This is a genomic window from Promicromonospora sp. NFX87 (assembly GCF_048564965.1).
GTDB lineage: Bacteria > Actinomycetota > Actinomycetes > Actinomycetales > Cellulomonadaceae > Promicromonospora.
Window position 1 is genome coordinate 2,076,306 of sequence record NZ_CP183413.1, and the last position, 19,409, is coordinate 2,095,714.

The window sequence follows — 19,409 nt, forward strand, 5'->3', positions numbered from 1 at the left end:
GTGTGATGGGCATAGAGACCGAGTACGGAGTCCTGCAGCCAGGCCGTCCACTGGCCAACCCCATGCTGCTCTCCAGCCAGGTGGTGACGACCTACCGGGCGATCTCCACGCGTTCCGAGGGCCGGGGTGGCAAGGCTCGCTGGGACTACGACGACGAGGACCCGCTGCAGGACGCGCGCGGGTTCCATCTCGACCGCGCCTCGGCGCAGCCTTCGATGCTGACCGACGACCCGGCGCGGCCCGCTCCGTCGGGTCCGGTCACGGGGCAGGTGCCGGTGGTGGAGCCCGGCCTGCCTGGCCGTGGCCGACGCCGGTCCGGCTCGACGCAGGAGGTCGAGCGGCCCGCCGCCGAGGAGTACGACGACCCGAGCGCCGCGAACGTCATCCTGACGAACGGCGCCCGGCTGTACGTGGACCACGCCCACCCCGAGTACTCCTCGCCCGAGGTCATGTCACCCGAGGACATCGTGCGTTGGGACGTCGCCGGCGAGCGGGTGATGCTCGCGGCCCTGCGGGAGCTCGCGGGCTTCCCGGGCAGCGAGGTGGTGCTCTACAAGAACAACGTGGACGGCAAGGGTGCGAGCTACGGCACGCACGAGAACTACCTCGTCGACCGGTCGCTGCCCTTCACGACGCTCGCCGAGCTCATCACGCCGTTCCTCGTCACCCGGCAGGTGTTCACGGGTTCCGGCCGCGTGGGCATCGGCGCGACGAGCGGCACCGCCGGCTACCAGATCTCCCAGCGCGCCGACTACATCGAGGCCGAGATCGGCCTGGAGACCACGCTGCGCCGGCCCATCGTCAACACCCGCGACGAGCCGCACGCCGACCGGCAGCGGTGGCGCCGCCTGCACCTCATCCTCGGTGACGCGAACCTGATGGAGGTGCCCACCTACCTCAAGACGGGCACGACGTCGCTCGTGCTGTGGGTGCTGGAGCACCTCGACGAGCTGGCCGAGGCGGGGGTGGACGCGCGCGCAGAGCTCGGCGCCCTCCGGCTGGCCGACCCGGTGAGCGACGTGCAGAAGGTCTCGCGCGACCTCGCGCTGACCGCGCGGCTCGACCTGACGGACGGCAGGACCATGACCGCGCTCGAGGTCCAGGGCGAGGTCACCGACATCGTCCGGCGGTCCCTGAAGGTGCTCGGTACGGACGCGGAGTCGGACGCCGTGCTCGACCGCTGGGCGTCCGTCGTCGAGCGGCTGGGCACCGATCCGGCGTCCTGCGCGCGAGAGGTCGAGTGGGTCGCGAAGCTGCGGCTGCTGGACCGCCTGCGCTCGCGCGACAACCTGGAGTGGGACCACCCGCGCCTGCACGCCATGGACCTGCAGTGGTCCGACGTGCGGCCCGAGCGGGGCATCTACCACCGGCTGCTCGCCAAGGGGGCGGTGGACCGGCTGGTCGACGAGGAGAGCGTCGCGCGAGCGGTGCAGCACCCGCCGACCGACACCCGCGCCTACTTCAGGGGCGAGGTGATGGCCCGCTACGGGAGCCAGATCTCCGCGGCGAGCTGGGACTCGGTCATCTTCGACGTCGACGGGTCGCAGGCCCTGCAGCGCGTGCCGATGCTCGACCCGACCCGTGGCACGCGCCGTCACATCGGCGCGCTGCTCGACGCGAGCCCCGACGCCGCGGCGTTGCTCGCGGGACTCTCCGGAAGAAGGTGACCGTGGATGTCAGTGTCACCGCCTAGGGTCAATACATGAGGTCAGGGCCTAGGCTTCGAGACCAGTAATACGTCAGTGAATCACCAGGAGGCGATCATGGCCGGTCAGGAAAGAATCAACCCGTCACACGAGGACCGCACTCCGGACGACGACGCGGAGGCCCCGGCGCCCGCCGCTGCGGCGGCGCAGAAGGACGACGACGAGGTCGACGCCCTGCTGGAGGAGATCGACGAGGTGCTGGAGACCAACGCCGAGTCGTTCGTTCGTGGATTCGTCCAGAAGGGTGGGCAGTGACCTGAGCGCGGACCGCACCACAGGACGACTCCCGGACGCGTTCCTGCGTCCGGGATCGTCGTCCTTCGTGGACTTCCTGGCCGAGCACGCCCCCGACCGCCTCCCCATGAACAGAGTCATGCCGGCCGGTGTGACCGACCCGGCGACCCTTGCCCCGCACGCCACCACGATCGTGGCCCTCACCTTCGACGGCGGGGTCCTGCTGGCGGGCGACCGCCGGGCGACCGCCGGGCCGATGATCGCCAGCCGCAGCATCGAGAAGGTGTTCCCGGCCGACGAGTACTCGGCGGTGGGCATCGCCGGTTCGGCGGGTATCGGGCTGGAGCTGGTGCGGCTCTTCCAGCTCGAGCTCGAGCACTACGAGAAGATCGAGGGGTCGCTGCTCTCGCTCACGGGCAAGGCGAACCGCCTGGCCACGATGCTGCGCGCCAACCTGCCCATGGCGATGCAGGGCCTGGCGGTCGTGCCGCTGTTCGCCGGCTACGACCTGGACAAGGAGACCGGCCGCATCTTCAGCTACGACGCCACGGGCGGTCGTTACGAGGAGCACGAGCACCACGGCATCGGCTCCGGCTCGCTCTTCGCCAGGGGCGCCATGAAGAAGCTCTGGCGGCGGGGGATGGACGCGGAGGCCGCCGTCCACGTGGCGGTCGAGGCGCTGTACGACGCAGCGGACGACGACTCCGCTACGGGCGGCCCCGACACCGTCCGCGGGATCTTCCCCGTGGTCGCCACGGTGTCCGCCGACGGCTACCAGCGCGTCGAGGACGCCGAGGTCGCGCGCGTCGCGGAGCACATCGTGGCGCAGCGCCGAGAGAGGGGGCACCTCGCATGAACATGCCGTTCTACGTCTCACCCGAGCAGCTGATGAAGGACCGGGCGGACTTCGCCCGCAAGGGCATCGCCCGCGGCAGGTCCGTGGTGGTGCTCGCCTACGACGGCGGTATCGCGTTCGCCACCGAGAACCCCTCGCGTGCGCTGCACAAGATCTCTGAGATCTACGACCGCATCGCCTTCGCGGCCGTGGGCAAGTACAACGAGTTCGAGAACCTGCGGGTGGCCGGTGTGCGGTACGCCGACATGCGCGGTTACTCCTACGACCGGTCCGACGTGACGGCGCGGGGTCTGGCGAACGCGTACGCGCAGACGCTCGGCACCGTGTTCATCACCGAGTCGAAGCCCCTCGAGGTGGAGATCGTCGTCGCCGAGGTGGGGGCCGAGTCGGCGGACGACCAGATCTACCGGCTCACCTACGACGGCACGGTGGCGGACGAGCACGGCTTCGTCGTCATGGGCGGCCAGGCCGAGCAGCTCGGCCGGCGCGTCAAGGAGGGCTGGCGCGAGGACATGTCGCTCGGCGAGGCCCTGCGGCTCGCGGTGGCGGCCCTGGGCTCGGGCGAGGGTTCGGCGTCGCGCACCATCGAGGCCGCCCAGCTCGAGGTGGCGGTCCTGGAGCGGGACCGGCCGCGCCGGTCGTTCCGACGTCTGACGCGTCAGGTCCTGGCCGACCTGCTCGCCGACGGCGCGGAGCCCGCGGAGGGCGAGACGGTGCCGTCCGACGACCTTCCGCCGTCGGACGACGTCGCGGTGGGCTCGGCGACGCCGGGCCTGGGCACGGCGGACACCGTGCCGCCGGAGGCGACCGATCCCGCCGACGCGGCCGAGACGAGCAGCGAGACGAGCAGCGAGGCCGGCACCGAGACCGGCACCGCCACGCCGGAGGCGGGGGCATCGACCCCGGCTGACGACACCACCGACGAGTCCCCGAGCGAGGAAAAGCCCGACGAGGAGCCGGGTACCTCCGGCGACTCGCCCGGCACCGACCGATAGCAGCACGTTCCGCGAACAGGGAGGGGAAGTCCATGGACCGCAGGATCTTCGGTCTCGAGACCGAGTACGGCGTGACGTGCGCTGCCGACGACGGGCGTGGCCTGTCTGCCGACGAGGTCGCCCGCTACCTGTTCCGGAAGGTGGTGGCGTGGGGCCGTTCCTCGAACGTGTTCCTGAGGAACGGCTCCCGCCTCTACCTCGATGTGGGATCGCACCCCGAGTACGCGACGGCGGAGTGCGACGACGTGCGCCAGCTCGTCTCGTACGACCGGGGCGGGGAACGCATCCTCGAAGGCCTGGTGGCCGACGCGCAGCAGCGCCTCGAGCACGAGGACCTGCCGGGCAAGATCCACCTGTTCAAGAACAACACGGACTCGGCGGGCAACTCCTACGGGTGCCACGAGAACTACCTGGTGCGGCGGTCGGGAGACTTCTCGCGGCTGTCCGACGTGCTCGTGCCGTTCCTCATCACGCGGCAGATCCTGGTCGGGGCGGGCAAGGTGCTCTCGACGCCGCGCGGCGCGGTGTTCTGCCTGTCGCAGCGCGCCGACCACATCTGGGAGGCGGTCTCCAGCGCCACCACCCGGTCGCGTCCCATCATCAACACCCGTGACGAGCCGCACGCCGACGCCGAGCTGTACCGCCGGCTGCACGTCATCGTCGGCGACTCCTCGATGGCCGAGCCCACCACGATGCTCAAGGTGGGTTCGACGGACCTCGTGCTCCGGCTCGTCGAGGCCGGGGTCCCGATGCGGGACCTCACGCTCGAGAACCCGATCCGTGCCATCCGGGAGATCAGCCACGACCGTACGGGCAAGCACGCCGTGACGCTGGCCAACGGCCGGACCATGACGGCCATCGAGATCCAGTCGGAGTACTACGAGCGCGCCCGCGAGCTCGTGGAGGCGAACCTCGAGGTCACGCCGGTGGTCAAGCAGGTGCTCGACCTGTGGGAGCGGGGGCTGCGCGCGCTGGAGGCGGAGAACCTGTCGCTCATCGACCGGGAGCTGGACTGGGCCATCAAGCTCAAGCTCATCCGGCGGTACCAGGAGAAGCACGGCATGGGTCTCGACGACCCGCGCATCGCCCGGCTCGACCTGGCCTACCACGACATCTCCCGCACCGAGGGGCTGTACAACCTGCTCGCGGCCCGCGGCATGGTCGAGCGGGTCACCACCGACCTGGAGGTCTTCGAGTCCACGGCCCTGCCGCCGCAGACCACGCGGGCCAAGCTGCGCGGCGACTTCGTGCGGGCGGCCCAGGAGGCCCGCCGGGACTACACGGTCGACTGGGTGCACCTCAAGCTGAACGACCAGGCGCAGCGCACGGTGCTGTGCAAGGACCCGTTCAAGAGCGTCGACGACCGGGTGGAGCGCCTGATCGAGAGCATGTGAGCGTCGCGGGTGCCCCGGGAGCGGCCACAGGGCCGGTCCCGGGGCACCCGTCGTTCCGGGGGCGCTGTCGCGTCGTGGGAGAATCTGCGGGTGAGTTCCTGGTTACGCGTCATCGTCGGTGCGCTGGCAGCGACGACGGTGGCGGTGACCACGGCGTGCGCGCCCGCGTCCTTGCCGGTGGAGGTCGGTCCCGCACCGACGTCCACCGCCTCGCAGGCGCCGCTGCAGGTCACGGGCACGACCGGCGCCCCGCCCACGCTCGAGTACGAGAAGCCGTTCGCCGTCGTGCAGCCGGGTTCGCGCACGGTCTGGCCGGGCACGGGGGACGTGCTGGAGCGTGACGACCCGGTGCTGCTGAACCTCTACGCGCAGGACGGCAGGGACGGCACGGAGCTGCAGAACACGTTCCGCACCGCGCCCGCGGCGTTCACGATGACCGAGAGGTCGCTCGGCAGCCACCTGTTCGAGTCGCTCGAGGGCGAGCGCGTCGGCGCGCGGCTCACCGTCATGGAGGAGCAGGACGGCGTCCCGGTGCTGCTGGTCGTCGACGTGCTGCCGACCCGCGCGTCCGGCGTCGCGGGAGAGGCACCGGGCAAGAACCTCCCGCAGGTGAGCCTCGACGACCTCGGGGCGCCCACCGTACGCGTCCCGCGCGGCGTCGAGCCGCCGTCGGAGCTGGTCGTGCACCCGCTGATCCGCGGGTCCGGGCAACAGGTGCGCGCCGGCCAGATCCTCACCGTCGAGTTCACGGCAGTGCGCTGGAGCGACGGCGGCGTCGTCGACACGACGTGGACGGAGGACACCCCGCCGCAGTCCGCGGAGATCGGGATCGGCAGGCTGGTCGAGGGCTGGGACCAGGGACTGCTGGAACAGACGGTCGGCTCCCAGATCATGCTGGTCGTACCGCCGCAGGACGGCCATGCCAACACGAAGAGCCAGCTCGCCGGCGAGACAGTCGTGTACGTGATCGACATCCTCGACGCGCACAAGCTCGACCCCCGCGAGGCGGGCGTCGAGGAAGAACCCGAGAAGAAGGAGGGCTGATGTCCGTCGCGATCCGCGTGATCCCGTGCCTGGACGTCGACGCGGGCCGAGTGGTCAAGGGCGTCAACTTCGCCGATCTGCGGGACGCCGGGGACCCGGTGGAGCTCGCTGGCCGGTACGACGCCGAGGGCGCCGACGAGCTCACGTTCCTGGACGTGTCTGCCTCGTCCGGCGACCGGGAGACCATGGTCGACGTCGTGCGCCGCACCGCCGAGCAGGTGTTCGTGCCGCTCACCGTGGGCGGCGGCGTGCGCTCCACCGACGACGTCGACCGGCTGCTGCGCGCGGGCGCCGACAAGGTCGGCGTGAACACCGCCGCGATCGCGCGGCCCGAGCTGATCGCCGAGATCGCCCAGCGGTTCGGCTCGCAGGTGCTGACGCTGAGCGTCGACGCGCGGCGCGTCACGGGCGACGTCACCACCCCCTCCGGCTACGAGGTCACCACGCACGGCGGGCGGCGCGGGACCGGGATCGATGCCGTCGAGTGGGCGGAGAAGGCAGCCGCGCTGGGGGCCGGGGAGATCCTGCTCAACTCGATGGACGCGGACGGGACCACCGCGGGCTTCGACCTGGAGATGCTCCGCGCCGTGCGGGAGCGGGTGAACGTACCGCTCGTCGCGTCCGGCGGCGCGGGCACGCCCCAGCACTTCGTGGAGGCGGCGCAGGCAGGGGCGGACGCCGTCCTCGCCGCGTCCGTGTTCCACTTCGGCGTGCTGACGGTGGGCCAGGTCAAGGACGCCATGCGCGCGGCGGGCATCGACGTCCGCTGCCGGTCCGCGAAGTAGAGCGCCTGTCCGGATTCCGCACGGGTCAACCCGTGCGGAATCCGGACAGGCGCTCTACTTCGCGGACCGGCACGACGTCCCTTCTTGACCTCAACCAAAGTCGAGGTCCTAACGTCGACGACGCCCGCGGCGAAAAACTGTCGAATCGATTCCCGTGGCGTGAGAAAATTCTGCTGTCCCCGAGGAAGCGAGGTCTTTCCGTGCCCCCAGACGCCCCGCGATCCAGACCGATGGCCCTGACCGGCTCTCGTGTACGCCGGTCGCTCGCACTCATGTGGCGCGGTATGCGCGCCAACCCCGGCATCTACGTCCTGGCCGTCGGCGCCTCGGCGATGTTCGGCGCCCTCACCGTCGCCGTGAGCCGCGCGGTCGGCTGGGCCACCGACTCCGTCGTCGTCCCCGCCATCGCCGGTGACGAGGTCGCCCGCGACCGGGTCTGGCTCGGCGGCCTCGTGCTCGCCGCGGTCGCACTGTCGCTCGCCGTGGCCGTCGCCGCACGCCGCATCTGGGCGGGCTTCGGCTTCGTCCGGATCCAGGCCGGCCACCGCACGGCGCTGACCCGCCAGTACCTGCGCCTGCCCGCCTCGTGGCATCGCGCGCACCCGGCCGGCCAGCTCCTGAACCACACCACCTCGGACACCGAGGCCGCCACCGGCGTCTTCAACCCGCTGCCGTTCGCGCTCGGCGTCGTGGTCATGATCGGCGTCTCGATCGTCCTGCTCGTGACGATCGACCCCTGGCTGGCGCTCGCGGCGCTCGCCGTCATCCCCATCACGGTGGGCGTGAACGCCGTCTACCAGCGGCACATGTCACCCGCGGTGACCCGGGCGCAGCGCCTGCGCGGCGACGTCGCCGACGCGGCGCACGAGAGCTTCGAGGCGGCGCTGCTGGTCAAGTCGCTCGGCACCGAGGACCGCGAGGAGGACCGGTTCGACGCCCGCACGCAGGAGCTGCGCGCCGCGAACGTGCGCGTCGGCATCGTCCGCTCCTTGTTCGACCCCGTGATCCAGACGCTGCCGGCGGTCGGTACCCTGCTGGTGCTCGGCGTCGGAACGTGGCGCGTCTCCACCGGTGACGTCGAGCCCGGGGACATCGTCACCGCGGCCTACCTGCTCACGATGATGACGGTGCCCGTGCAGGCGTTCGGCTGGGTGCTCGGCGAGCTGCCGCGCGCCCTGGTCGGCTACGAGCGCATCGCGCAGGTGGTCGACTCGACGGGCGCCCTGGAGTACGGCGACGCCCGCCTGCCCCGGACGCCCGGCCAGCCCGGCCTCGCCGTCCGCCTGGAGGACGTCGGTGTCGACGTCCCGGCGATCAGTGGCGCCCGCGGCCGCTCGATCACCCTGCTCGACGACGTTGACGTCGACGTCGCGCCCGGCACGACAGTCGCCGTCGTCGGCACCACCGGCGCCGGCAAGACCACACTGGTGAGCCTCCTGGCCCGGCTGTCCGACCCCACGCGCGGGCGCGTGCTGCTCGACGGCACCGACGCGCGCACCCTCGCCGAGGGCGAGATCCCGGCCCAGGTCGCCTTCGTCACCCAGACCACGTTCATCTTCGAGGACACGGTGCGCGCCAACGTGACCCTCGCGGACGAGGGCGCGCCCGGCTCGCCGTCCGACGACGAGGTCTGGGAGGCCCTCCGGCTCGCCCGCCTCGCGGACACCGTGCGCGAGCTCGCCGGCGGCCTCGACGCACCGCTCGGCGAGCGCGGCGCCAACCTGTCCGGCGGCCAGCGGCAACGCCTCGCGATAGCGCGCGCCCTGGTGCGCAGCCCCCGCCTCCTCGTGCTCGACGACGCGACCAGCGCCGTCGACCCGCGCGTGGAGCAGGAGATCCTGCGCGGGCTGGCGGACCGGGCCGACGAACGGGCCGCCGACCAAGCTGCCGACCAGGCCGCCTCCGGGACCGGTGCGGACCCCGGGCAGGCGCCGGGCACCACCGTGATCATGGTCGCCTACCGGATGTCGTCGGTGGCGCTCGCCGACCGCGTCATCCACATCGAGGGCGGCCGCGTGGTCGACGCCGGGACGCACGACGAGCTCATGGCGCGCGACCCCGGCTACCGCGAGCTCGCCACGGCCTACGAGGTCGAGACGGAACGCAGGGAGCAGGAACGGGCCGACGCCGCTGCCGCCGGTGTGCTGGACGAGAAGCTGGAAGAGGTGGCCGGATGACCGCGGCGACGGACGAGCGCGAAGCGACCGACGTGCCGGAGGACCTGCTCGACGCCGACGGCGCACGCATCGAGTCGACGAGCAACCTCGGTGTGTTCGCGACGCTGCGCCGGGGCATCGAGATCAGCCCGGAGATCGCCAGGGGGATGTGGGTGACGCTCGGCCTGGCGTCGCTCGCCGCGGTCGGCCGCGTGGTGGTGCCGCTCGCGGTGCAGCAGACCATCGACGTGGGCATCCTCGCCGACTCCGGACCCGAGGTGGGCCGCGTGGCGCTGCTCGCGTCGCTGGCGGCGGGCGCGCTCGTGCTGGCCGGGCTCTGCGCGGCGCTCGTCAACGTGCGCCTGTTCCGCTCGGCCGAGGCCGGGCTCGCGACGCTGCGCGTCAAGGCGTTCCGGCACGTGCACGACCTGTCGACCCTCACGCAGAACACCGAGCGGCGGGGCGCGCTGGTCTCGCGCGTGACCAACGACGTCGACACGGTGTCGCTGTTCGTGCAGTGGGGCGGCATCATGCTGCTCGTCAGCGCCCTGCAGATCGTGGTGGCTACCGGGCTGATGCTCGTCTACTCGCCGATCCTGACGGCGGTGGTGTGGGTCGCGTTCATCCCGATGTTCCTCGTGATCCGGTTCGGGCAGAAGTACGTGAACCGCGCCTACACGCTGGTGCGCGAGCGGGTCGGGGCGATGCTCGGCGCGATCTCGGAGGCCGTCGTGGGCGCCGAGACGGTGCGCGCGTACGGCGTGTCGGAGCGGACCGGACGGCGCATCGGCGCCGCCGTGGAGGACACCCGCCGGGCTCAGGCCCGGTCGCAGATCCTGGTCGCGGCGACGTTCTCTTCGGGCGTCCTGATCTCGAACCTCGTGCTGGCGATCGTCGTGGTCGTCGGGACGCTGCTCGGTGTGGGCGGCGGCCTGACGGCGGGCCAGCTCGTGGCCTTCCTGTTCCTGGTGCAGCTGTTCACCGGGCCGGTGCAGATGGCCACCGAGATCCTCAACGAGCTGCAGAACGCGGTGGCCGGCTGGCGCCGGGTCATCGCCGTCATCGACACCCCGGTGCAGGTGGCCGAGAAGCCGGACGCGGTGACGCAGGAGCGCGGGCCGGCCCGCGTGACGCTGCGCGACGTCCGGTTCGCCTACCCGGGCGGCCCCGAGGTGCTGCACGGCGTGACGCTGGACCTGCCGCCGCGCACCAAGGTGGCGGTGGTGGGGCAGACCGGTTCCGGCAAGACGACCATCGCCAAGCTCGTCACGCGCCTCATGGACCCGACGGCGGGTGCCGTCGAGCTGGACGGCGTGGACCTGCGGGACCTGGCGTTCGCGTCGCTGCGCGAGCGCGTGGTGCTGGTGCCGCAGGAGGGCTTCCTGTTCGACGGGACGGTCCTGGAGAACGCGGCGTACGGGCTGCGGGTCCCGACAGCGTCGCTGGTCGAGCCTGTCGGGACCGAACCGGCGGCCGGTCCCGACGAGACCTCGGCCGCGACGCGTGCCGCCGTCGAGCAGGCGTTCGCCGAGCTCGGCCTGTCCGACTGGGTCGCCGACCTGCCCGACGGGCTCGACACCGAGGTGGGCCAGCGGGGCGAGTCGCTGTCGGCGGGGGAGCGGCAGCTCGTCGCGATCGCGCGCGCCTACCTCGCCCAGCCGGACCTGCTCGTGCTGGACGAGGCGACGTCGGCGGTGGACCCCGCTACCGAGGTCCGCATCGCGCGGGCCCTGGACTCGCTCACGGCCGGCCGGTCCACGATCACGATCGCGCACCGGCTCTCGACGGCCGAGGCGTCCGACCTGGTGGTGGTGGTCGACGAGGGCCACGTCGCCGAGGTCGGCCCGCACGACGAGCTCGCGGCGGCGGACGGCATCTACGCCCGCATGCACGCGAGCTGGGTCGCCCAGACCCGGTAGGACCGCTCCCGACACGCGCCGGCGGCGGACATCACACCGCCGTCGGCCCGTGACGTGGCAGGATTCTCGGGTGCCCGAAGTTCTCGACCCCACGATCTCCGCCCGACTCAAGCGGGACGACGCCGGCCTGGTCGCCGCCGTCGTCCAGCAGCACGACACGGGCGAGGTGCTCATGGTCGGCTGGATGGACGACGAGGCCCTGCGCCGCACGCTCACCGAGGGCCGGGTGACCTTCTGGTCCCGGAGCCGCAGCGAGTACTGGCGCAAGGGCGACACGTCTGGGCACGCCCAGTACGTCAAGGCCGTGAGCCTGGACTGCGACGGCGACGCCCTGCTCGTCCAGGTGGACCAGGTAGGCGCCGCGTGCCACACCGGTACCCGCACCTGCTTCGAGGCCGGGGGAGACCTCGGCGCCGTGGCCGGCGAACGCGACCGGCACGACCGCACGCCGCAGGACACCAGCCAGCAGGACACCAGCCAGCAGGACACGAACCAGCAGTACGAGGAGCACCGGTGACCCAGCTCGACACCCAGCTCGACCCCCACGAGGCCCGTGCGGCGACCGCACCCGCCGACCTGCCCTGGGGTCGCACCTGGCCGAGCCTGCCGGAGTTCCGGGAGATGGCCGCCGACCGCCGGGTGATCCCGGTGGTCCGCCCGCTGCTGGCCGACGACGCCACGCCCGTCGGCCTCTACCGGACGCTGGCGCAGAGCAAGCCGGGCAGCTTCATCCTGGAGTCGGCGGAGTCCGGCGTCTGGGCGCGCTGGTCGTTCGTCGGCGTCGCGTCCCGCGCGACCCTGACCAGCGACGACGGCCGCGCCGTCTGGACCGGCGACGTGCCCGTCGGCATCCCGACGGAGGGCGACGTCGTCGACGTGCTCGAGGCGGCCCTCGTCGCGCTCCGCACGCCCGGCGTGGCCAACCTGCCCCCGCTCACGGGCGGCCTGGCCGGCGTGCTGGGCTGGGACATCGTGCGGCACTGGGAGCCCACGCTCCCCGCGACCGTCCCGGACGAGGTGGGCGCGCCCGAGCTGGCCCTGTGCCTCGCCACCGACCTCGCGGTGGTGGACCACCGGGAGGGGACCGTGTGGCTGGTCGCCAACGCGATCAACGCCGACGCCACGGACGAGCGCGTCGACGAGGCCTACGCGGACGCCGTCGCCCGGCTCGACGCCATGGCGGCGCGGCTGGCGACGGCCGAGCCGCGTGTCACGTCCGTCGTCGCCGAGGGTCCCGAGCCGCAGCTCGAGTTCCGCTCCACCCAGGGCGAGTTCGAGGACGCGGTGCTCGCGGGCAAGGAGGCGATCCGCGACGGCGAGGTGTTCCAGGTGGTGCTGTCGCAGCGCCTCGACCTGGACTGCCCGGCCGACCCGCTCGACGTCTACCGCGCCCTGCGGACGATCAACCCGAGTCCGTACATGTACTACTTCCATCTGGCCAAGCCGGACGGCGCCGAGTTCGCCGTGGTCGGCTCCAGCCCCGAGACCCTCGTGAAGGTGGACGACGGCCACGTCACCACCTACCCGATCGCCGGGTCCCGGCCGCGTGGCGCCCACCCGGAGGAGGACGCCGAGCTGGGCGAGGAGCTCCTGGCCGACCCCAAGGAGCGGGCCGAGCACATCATGCTCGTCGACCTCTCCCGCAACGACATGGTGAAGGTGTGCGAGCCCACCAGCGTCGAGGTGGTCGAGTTCATGAAGGTGCGCCGGTTCAGCCACATCATGCACATGTGCTCGACGGTCGTGGGCAGGCTCCGCGCAGGCCGCAGCGCCCTGGACGCGCTGCGGGCGACCTTCCCGGCAGGCACGCTCTCCGGCGCCCCCAAGCCCCGGGCCATCGCGCTGATCGACGAGCTGGAGCCCGCCTCGCGCGGCATCTACGGCGGCGTGTGCGGGTACTTCGACTTCGGCGGGAACATGGACATGGCCATCGCCATCCGCACCGCCTACATCGCCGACGGCCGGGCCAGCGTCCAGGCCGGCGGCGGCATCGTCGCCGACTCGGTGCCGGCCCTGGAGTACGCGGAGTCGCGCAACAAGGCCGCCGCGGCGGTGCGGGCCATCCAGCTCGCCTCGCGGCTGGCCCCGCTGCGGAAGACCCAGCTGCGGACGGGTGGGGACGACAAGTGACACGCACCCGCACCGTCCTCGCACTGCTGGTCCTGGGCGCGCTGACGTTCGGCACAGGTTCCCCCACCTGGGTGACCACCACGGTGGCCACCGCGCTGGAGCCCGAGGTGGCGGTGGCCGCCGCGGGCACCTCGGCCGCGCCGGGCGTCGGCGCGGGGGCGCTCGTGCTCCTGGCCGCAGGCATCGCCTGCGCGCTCACCGGGCGGGTCGCCCGCTACGTGGCCCTGCTGGTCGCGGCGGCGGCCGGGGTGCTGGTCGTGGTGAGCACGCTCGTCGTCGTCGGCGACCCCGTGCCCGCCGCCACCGCCGCCGCGTCCGCGACGAGCGGCGTCACCGAGCTCACGTCACCCGTGACGCTCACCGCGTGGCCGTGGGCCGCCGTCGCCACGGGTGTGCTCGCCGTGGTCGTCGCGGTCTGGGGCGCGGTCGCGGCGCGCGGCTGGACGGCGACGTCGGGCCGGCACGAGCGCGCGGACGCCGCGGCGCCGGGCAGCGGCGCGAGCGCCGGCACGAGCGCCGCCGCCACCGGCACCACCAGAACCTCAGCCGCCGACGACGGCACCGCCGTCGGACCGGACGACGAGATCGACCCCCACGACGCCTGGGACGCGCTGTCCCGGGGCGACGACCCCACGGGCCGCTGACCTGACCGGGAACGGTTAGGCTGAGCGCGTACCGCACGACACGAAAGGCACCCACCCGCGATGACCGAGAACAAGCCCGAGATCGCCTACCTGCCGCCGGGCGTCCCGCCGAACAACCATGGCCACACCGTCGCCGCCTGGGTGACGATGGCCGGCATCACGCTGGGTGCGCTGATCGCCTCGTGGGGTGTCATCGTGGCGCAGTCCTCGTCGGCCTGGCTGGTGATCTTCGTGCTCGGCTTCGTCGTGATCGGCGCCTCGCTGATCGTCGGCCTGGTGCTGCGCAACCTGGGCATGGGCCAGAAGAAGGTCCAGCGGTAGCACCATGACGACGACCGGGACGACCACGGAGACGACCACCGACCTCACGATGCCCGCGCGGCCCGCCGCGTACCCCAAGAACAACCTGGGGGCCTGGTCGCTCGTGCTGGGCATCGCGTCGGTGGTCCTCCTGCTGGGCGTCATCACCGGCATCCCCGCCATCATCGTCGGCAACCAGGGCCGCCGGGCCGTGCGGGCCGGCGAGGCGGACAACGAAGGCATGGCGATGACCGGCGTCGTGCTGGGCTGGATCTCGCTCGTGATCCTGGCCGCGGTCATCGTGCTGGTGATCGCCCGCTTCCTGGCGGGTGGGCCCGATTCCTGAGCCGTCCGGCCCGTCCACCCGCAGCAGCGCCCGGCCCGCCGTCCCCTCGGCGCTCCGGGCGCCGCTGCTCACGGGCGCCGCGGTCGGCGCGGCCACGCTGCTGCTCGCACTGCGCGACCCCCACGTGCGCGGCTCGTACGGGTTCTGCCCGCTGCTGGAGCTGACCGGCCTGGCCTGCCCCCTGTGCGGCGGGCTGCGCGCCACGCACGACCTGGCGCACCTCGACCTGGCCGGTGCCTGGTCGGCGAACGCGCTGTGGACGGTGACCGCCCCCGTCGTGGTGGTCCTCTGGCTGGTGTGGCTCGCGTCCGCCGCGCGCGGCCGGCCCGTCAAGGGCCTGTCCAGCACGGCCGGCTGGGTCACCCTCGGCGTCGCGCTGACATTCTTCGTCGCGCGCAACCTCCCAGTGCTGCAGCCGTACCTGACTCCCTGGGTCTGACGCCCCGGATCCGGCCCGTCCGACCCGGCCCTGAGCCCGGTCAGGCGATCCCCAGGGAGTCCTCGGACCACTCCCGGCCCGGGATCTGACGGACCGTCGTCTCACGGTCCGGGAGTGGTCAGGACCACACCCTGGATCCGCCTACGATGGCCATGGGGCGATCGCCCCGGCAAACGTACGAGGCGTAGCACGAGGGCAGAGCAAGGGCACGGGGAGGCTCATTACATGTCGGTCCTGGAGGACATCGTCGCGGGGGTTCGTGAGGACCTCGCGGAGCGTGAGGCACGTGTGTCTCTCGACGCGCTCAAGGAGCGCGCCACCGCGGTGCCCGGGGCCCTCGAGTGCCTCGGCCGCCTGAAGCAGGCGGACGCCGTCTCGGTGATCGCCGAGGTGAAGCGCTCGAGCCCGAGCAAGGGCTCGCTGGCGCAGATCGACGACCCGGCGGCGCTCGCCGCCGAGTACGAGACCGGCGGCGCGTCCGCGATCTCCGTGCTCACCGAGCAGCGCCGGTTCAACGGCTCGCTCGCGGACCTGGACGCCGTGCGCGGCCGGGTGGACGTCCCGGTGCTCCGCAAGGACTTCGTCGTGACGCCGTACCAGGTGTGGGAGGCACGTGCGCACGGGGCCGACCTGGTGCTGATCATCGTCGCCGCCCTGGAGCAGACGGTGCTCGAGTCGCTCGTCGAGCGCGTGCACTCGCTCGGCATGACCGCCCTGGTCGAGGCGCACAACCTCGAAGAGGTCCGCCGCGCCGTCGGTGCGGGCGCCCGGGTGGTCGGCGTCAACCACCGCAACCTGAAGACCCTCGAGCTGGACCGCGGCCTGTTCCGCAGCCTCGCCGAGTACATCCCGGACGACGTGGTCAAGATCGCGGAGTCCGGCATCCGTGGCCCGCACGACGTGATGGAGATGGCCCGCGCCGGCGCCGACGGCGTCCTGGTGGGCGAGGCCCTGGTGACCGACGGCGCGCCGCGCGCCTCGGTGGCCGACCTCGTCGCAGCGGGCTCGCACCCGTCGCTGCGGTCCGTCCGTCCGGCTTGAAGGGATCCGAGATGACCTCCGTGAAGCTTTCCGACGTCTCCGGTCCGTACTTCGGTGAGTACGGCGGGCGTTTCGTGCCCGAGGCGCTCATCGCCGCGCTCGACGAGCTCGACACCGAGTTCCGCAAGGCGGCCGACGACCCCGAGTTCGCCGCCGAGCTGCAGCGTCTGCACCGGGAGTACACCGGCCGGCCCAGCCCGCTGACCGAGGTGCAGCGGTTCGCAGCGCACGCGGGCGACGCGCGCGTGTTCCTCAAGCGCGAGGACCTCAACCACACCGGCTCGCACAAGATCAACAACGTGCTGGGGCAGGCCCTGCTGGTCAAGCGCATGGGCAAGAAGCGCCTCATCGCGGAGACCGGAGCGGGCCAGCACGGTGTCGCCACGGCCACCGCCGCCGCCCTGATGGACCTCGAGTGCGTGGTCTACATGGGCGAGGAGGACACGCGCCGGCAGGCGCTGAACGTGGCCCGGATGCGCCTGCTCGGCGCCGAGGTGGTGCCGGTCAAGATCGGCTCGCGCACCCTCAAGGACGCGATCAACGAGGCCCTGCGCGACTGGGTGGCCAACGTCGAGACCACGCACTACCTGCTGGGTACCGTCACGGGTCCGCACCCGTTCCCCGAGATGGTGCGCCAGTTCCACCGCATCATCGGTGAGGAGGCGCGCGAGCAGATCCTGGAGCGCGCGGGCCGCCTGCCCGACGTCGTCGCGGCGTGCGTGGGCGGCGGGTCGAACGCGCTCGGCATCTTCAACGCGTTCCTCGACGACAAGGACGTCGAGCTGCGCGGCTTCGAGGCCGGCGGCGAGGGCGTCGAGTCCGGCCGGCACGCCGCCCGGTTCAGCGGCGGCGCCCTCGGCGTGCTGCACGGCGCCAAGTCCTACCTGCTGCAGGACGACGACGGCCAGACCCTGCCCAGCCACTCGGTGTCGGCGGGCCTGGACTACCCGAGCGTCGGCCCGGCCCACGCCTGGCTGCACGACCTGGGCCGCGCCACCTACGAGCCGGTGACCGACGACGAGGCCATGGAGGCGTTCCGCCTGCTGTGCCGCACGGAGGGCATCATCCCGGCGATCGAGTCGGCGCACGCCCTCGCGGGCGCGCTGCGCGTCGGCAAGGCGGCGGCCGAGCAGGGCCGCACGGGGCCGGACGGCGAGCCGCTCCTGATCCTCGTGAACCTGTCTGGTCGCGGTGACAAGGACGTGGCGACGGCGGCCCGCTGGTTCGGGCTGCTCGACCAGGGCGCGGCGACCGAAGAGCTGGAACGGCAGGAGGGCCGGGGATGAGCACTGTGACCGAGTCGGCTACAGGGCCGGACACCGGGCCGCACACCGGACGGCAGACGGGCGACCTGATCGCCCACCTGCGCGAGCAGGAGAACCGGGCCGCCCTGGTGGGCTACCTGCCGGTCGGCTACCCGACCGTCGAGCGGTCGATCGAGGCGCTCAAGACTCTCGTGGACCACGGCGTCGACGTGATCGAGCTCGGTGTCCCGTACACCGACCCCGTGCTGGACGGGCCCGTGATCCAGCAGGCGGCACAGGGCGCGCTCGACGCGGGTGCGCGGGTCTCCGACGTGTTCCGCGTGGTGCGGGAGCTGACCGACTACGCGCCGCACGTCCCCGTGCTGGTCATGACCTACTGGAACCCGGTGCTGAAGTACGGGCCGGACGCGTTCGCGCGCGACCTGGCCGCCGCGGGCGGCGCCGGGCTGATCACGCCCGACCTCATCCCGGACGAGGCCGCCGACTGGCTCGCCGCGAGCGAGGCGCACGGGCTGGACCGCGTGTTCCTCGTGGCCCCGAGCTCGACGACGGAACGGCTGCGCCTCACCGTCGACGCGACGCGGGGCTTCGTCTACGCGGCGTCGCTCATGGGCGTGACGGGGGAGCGGACCCAGGTGGGCTCGCGCGCCGAACAGCTCGTCACCGACACCCGTGCGGCCGGCGCCGTCAACGTCTGCGTGGGCCTCGGTGTCTCCACCGGGGCGCAGGCCGCCGAGGTGGGGCGCTTCGCCGACGGTGTCATCGTCGGCTCCGCGCTGGTGCGTCCGCTGCTCTCGGACGGCCCGCTCACGGACGCGGACTGGGCCGTCCGTCTCACGAATCTGGCCGAGGTGACGGAGGACCTCGCCGCCGGGGTACGGTCGGCGCGCGCTACCGCGCCCACCGATACACCCGATGCCGCCGTACCCGGCGGCGTGACCACTTCCGGAGAGGCTCTGTGACGCTGCTGACCGCACTGCCGGCTGCCCTGTACGTCGAGCTGCCTGCGTTGCTGCCCGCTGCGCCTGTCACCGGGGTCGTCACAGAGATACCCAGCCCTTCCGAGCACACCTGGTACCTCGGGATCTTCCCGCTGCGCGCCTACGCGCTGGCGATCCTCGCGGGGATCGCCATCGCCCTCTGGATGACCGCCAGGCGCTGGAAGGCGCGCGGGGGCAACCCGGAGGACGTCCTGGAGATCGCGTTCTGGGCGGTGCCCTTCGGCATCGTCGGGGGCCGGATCTACCACGTCCTCTCCTCTCCGGACCGGTACTTCGGCGAGAACTTCTCGGGCGGGGGCGACCCGGTCACGGCGCTCTACGTCTGGGAGGGCGGCCTCGGCATCTGGGGCGCGATAGCGCTCGGCGCCTTCGGGGCGTGGCTGGGCTGCCGGCAGAAGGGCGTCAGGCTCTCGTCGTTCGCTGACGCCGTCGCGCCGGGCCTCCTGGTCGCGCAGGGCGTCGGCCGGCTCGGCAACTGGTTCAACCAGGAGCTGTACGGGCGGCCCACCGAGCTGCCCTGGGGCCTGCGCATCGATGCCGAGCACGTGGTGTCGAACCCTGCCACGGGCGTGGCGTACCCGGAGGGCACGCTGTTCCACCCGACGTTCCTGTACGAGCTCGTGTGGTGCTTCCTGATGGCCGGGGTTCTGCTCTTTCTAGACCGTCGGTTCAAGTTGGGTCATGGGCGGGTATTCTGGGCGTACGTCCTGCTCTACACTCTCGGACGGGTCTGGATCGAGATGCTCCGCATCGACGATGCGGAGCTGGTGCTGGGGCTACGCCTCAACGTCTGGACGTCGATCCTCCTGGGCCTCGCGGCCCTGGTGGTCTCGGTGGTGCTGGCTCGGAAGTTCCCCACCAGGGAAGAGTCGGTACGGCTGCGGCCGGAGGGGAATGAACCGTCGGCCGGGAGTCCGGCCGGCCCAGAGTCGGACCCAGAGTCGGACCCAGAGCCTGAACCAGCAAGTGCAGGGACCGGTGCGGCAGCCGCCGAGCCGGAGGAAGTGAAGACAGCAGCAGTGGAGAGGTCCGACGCGGACAGCTCCGCGCGCACCTGAGGGGCACGGCGCCGGGACCACCGGCCGACGAGCCCCCTGACCGACCGGGCCGCCGTCGTCCCGGACCATCGCAAGGAACTGCGCCCGGCCACGGCC

The 19,409-nt window shown here is 72.4% G+C and carries 18 protein-coding genes and 1 pseudogene; all 19 read left to right on the forward strand.

Annotated elements, in window-relative coordinates:
* Window positions 1–5: 5 nt before the first annotated feature.
* Complete coding sequence (dop, locus tag ACNYC2_RS09290; RefSeq protein ID WP_419707802.1) at window positions 6–1,667, forward strand: depupylase/deamidase Dop; 1,662 nt, start codon at window positions 6–8, stop codon at window positions 1,665–1,667.
* Between the two features lie 96 nt (window positions 1,668–1,763).
* Window positions 1,764–1,961 (forward strand): ubiquitin-like protein Pup, encoded by a 198-nt coding sequence (locus ACNYC2_RS09295; RefSeq protein ID WP_116675649.1) that lies wholly within the window; start codon window positions 1,764–1,766, stop codon window positions 1,959–1,961.
* Window positions 1,951–2,796 (forward strand): proteasome subunit beta, encoded by an 846-nt coding sequence (prcB, locus tag ACNYC2_RS09300; RefSeq protein ID WP_419706738.1) that lies wholly within the window; start codon window positions 1,951–1,953, stop codon window positions 2,794–2,796. Before ACNYC2_RS09295 ends, prcB begins: the two co-directional genes overlap by 11 nt.
* Window positions 2,793–3,503 (forward strand): annotated as a pseudogene (prcA, locus tag ACNYC2_RS09305) (proteasome subunit alpha); the annotation flags it as partial. The gene prcB and the pseudogene prcA, both read left to right, overlap by 4 nt.
* 320 nt (window positions 3,504–3,823) lie before the next feature.
* Window positions 3,824–5,185: a Pup--protein ligase gene (gene pafA, locus ACNYC2_RS09310; RefSeq protein WP_116675647.1), complete on the forward strand. Its 1,362-nt coding sequence runs from the start codon at window positions 3,824–3,826 to the stop codon at window positions 5,183–5,185.
* Window positions 5,186–5,275: 90 nt separating this feature from the next.
* Window positions 5,276–6,229, forward strand: a complete 954-nt coding sequence (locus tag ACNYC2_RS09315; protein ID WP_419706739.1) for an FKBP-type peptidyl-prolyl cis-trans isomerase — start codon at window positions 5,276–5,278, stop codon at window positions 6,227–6,229.
* Complete coding sequence (gene hisF, locus ACNYC2_RS09320) at window positions 6,229–7,014, forward strand: imidazole glycerol phosphate synthase subunit HisF (protein WP_419706740.1); 786 nt, start codon at window positions 6,229–6,231, stop codon at window positions 7,012–7,014. The genes ACNYC2_RS09315 and hisF overlap by 1 nt, the downstream gene beginning before the upstream one ends.
* A 284-nt stretch (window positions 7,015–7,298) precedes the next feature.
* Window positions 7,299–9,191 (forward strand): ABC transporter ATP-binding protein, encoded by a 1,893-nt coding sequence (locus tag ACNYC2_RS09325; protein ID WP_419706741.1) that lies wholly within the window; start codon window positions 7,299–7,301, stop codon window positions 9,189–9,191.
* Window positions 9,188–11,089 (forward strand): ABC transporter ATP-binding protein, encoded by a 1,902-nt coding sequence (locus ACNYC2_RS09330; RefSeq protein WP_419706742.1) that lies wholly within the window; start codon window positions 9,188–9,190, stop codon window positions 11,087–11,089. Before ACNYC2_RS09325 ends, ACNYC2_RS09330 begins: the two co-directional genes overlap by 4 nt.
* Window positions 11,090–11,159: 70 nt before the next feature.
* Window positions 11,160–11,606, forward strand: coding sequence for a phosphoribosyl-AMP cyclohydrolase (gene hisI / locus ACNYC2_RS09335; RefSeq protein WP_419706743.1), 447 nt, complete (start codon window positions 11,160–11,162; stop codon window positions 11,604–11,606).
* Window positions 11,603–13,219, forward strand: a complete 1,617-nt coding sequence (locus ACNYC2_RS09340; protein WP_419706744.1) for an anthranilate synthase component I — start codon at window positions 11,603–11,605, stop codon at window positions 13,217–13,219. The genes hisI and ACNYC2_RS09340 overlap by 4 nt, the downstream gene beginning before the upstream one ends.
* Window positions 13,216–13,863 (forward strand): Trp biosynthesis-associated membrane protein, encoded by a 648-nt coding sequence (locus ACNYC2_RS09345; RefSeq protein ID WP_419706745.1) that lies wholly within the window; start codon window positions 13,216–13,218, stop codon window positions 13,861–13,863. Before ACNYC2_RS09340 ends, ACNYC2_RS09345 begins: the two co-directional genes overlap by 4 nt.
* 60 nt (window positions 13,864–13,923) lie before the next feature.
* On the forward strand, window positions 13,924–14,184 hold the full coding sequence (locus ACNYC2_RS09350) for an HGxxPAAW family protein (protein ID WP_116675641.1): 261 nt from the start codon (window positions 13,924–13,926) through the stop codon (window positions 14,182–14,184).
* A gap of 4 nt (window positions 14,185–14,188) precedes the next feature.
* Complete coding sequence (locus ACNYC2_RS09355; RefSeq protein WP_419706746.1) at window positions 14,189–14,509, forward strand: DUF4190 domain-containing protein; 321 nt, start codon at window positions 14,189–14,191, stop codon at window positions 14,507–14,509.
* Window positions 14,493–14,948 carry a DUF2752 domain-containing protein gene (locus ACNYC2_RS09360; RefSeq protein WP_419706747.1) on the forward strand — a complete coding sequence of 152 codons (456 nt, stop codon included), beginning with the start codon at window positions 14,493–14,495 and terminating at the stop codon, window positions 14,946–14,948. Before ACNYC2_RS09355 ends, ACNYC2_RS09360 begins: the two co-directional genes overlap by 17 nt.
* A 225-nt stretch (window positions 14,949–15,173) precedes the next feature.
* On the forward strand, window positions 15,174–15,989 hold the full coding sequence (trpC, locus tag ACNYC2_RS09365) for an indole-3-glycerol phosphate synthase TrpC (RefSeq protein WP_377133080.1): 816 nt from the start codon (window positions 15,174–15,176) through the stop codon (window positions 15,987–15,989).
* 11 nt (window positions 15,990–16,000) lie between these two features.
* Window positions 16,001–17,275 carry a tryptophan synthase subunit beta gene (trpB, locus tag ACNYC2_RS09370; RefSeq protein ID WP_419706748.1) on the forward strand — a complete coding sequence of 425 codons (1,275 nt, stop codon included), beginning with the start codon at window positions 16,001–16,003 and terminating at the stop codon, window positions 17,273–17,275.
* Complete coding sequence (trpA, locus tag ACNYC2_RS09375; protein WP_419706749.1) at window positions 17,272–18,216, forward strand: tryptophan synthase subunit alpha; 945 nt, start codon at window positions 17,272–17,274, stop codon at window positions 18,214–18,216. The genes trpB and trpA overlap by 4 nt, the downstream gene beginning before the upstream one ends.
* Window positions 18,213–19,313, forward strand: a complete 1,101-nt coding sequence (gene lgt, locus ACNYC2_RS09380) for a prolipoprotein diacylglyceryl transferase (protein WP_419706750.1) — start codon at window positions 18,213–18,215, stop codon at window positions 19,311–19,313. Before trpA ends, lgt begins: the two co-directional genes overlap by 4 nt.
* Window positions 19,314–19,409 lie beyond the last annotated feature (96 nt).